At 72.0% G+C, this 667-nt stretch carries 1 pseudogene; it reads right to left on the bottom strand.

Going from position 1 to position 667, the window contains the following annotated elements:
- Positions 1–667 (bottom strand): annotated as a pseudogene (locus VR45_RS39430) (cytochrome P450); the annotation flags it as partial.

The following is a 667-nucleotide window of genomic DNA, read 5'->3' as shown; positions in this document are numbered from 1 at the left end:
CCGCTGCCCGCCGAGCAGGGTGTCCCCGGTGGCCCAGCGGCCGGCGACCAGCGACATCGGCGGGGAGTCCCAGAGGACTTGGTCCAGCGCGTCCGGCACGGTCATGTGGCCGCCCGACAGGTGGGCCCGGAACCGCTCGTCGGTGAGGATCATCTTCAGCGTGTCGGCGATCAGGTTGACGGTCGTCTCGTTCGCCGCCAGCAGCACGACCCGCAGGTGTTCCAGCACCTCCTCGTCCGTCAGTCCGGCCTCGTGCTGCATCAGCCGGGTGCAGAGGTCGGCGCCGGGGTCGGTCCGCTTGCGCTCGACCAGCCGGCGCAGCGCCGCGACCACGTGGTCATTGCTGGCGATGGCGGTTTCGGTGCCCTTCATGAGGTCCCGGGCGGCATCGACCAGGCGCGGGCCGTACTCCTCCGGCATGCCGACCAGCTGTGTCATCACCAGCATCGGCAGGTGCTCCGCGAACCGGCTCACCAGTTCGGCCTGTCCGGTCGGCCCGAACTCCTCGACCAGCTCGGCGGTGTAGCGGGTGACGAAGCGTCGGACGCCGCGCCGGTCGGTGCCGTTCAGGCCGGCGGTGACGGCGCCGCGCAGCCGTCGGTGCTCGGCCCCGTCGGCGAAGACGCAGAGCGGCTGCCAGGCGATGACCGGCATCAGGGGCGAGTCG

This window comes from Streptomyces sp. NRRL S-495 (assembly GCF_000966955.1).
GTDB lineage: Bacteria > Actinomycetota > Actinomycetes > Streptomycetales > Streptomycetaceae > Kitasatospora > Kitasatospora purpeofusca.
Note: the sequence above shows the minus strand (reverse complement) of the source record. Positions and strands in the feature narration are given on the sequence as shown.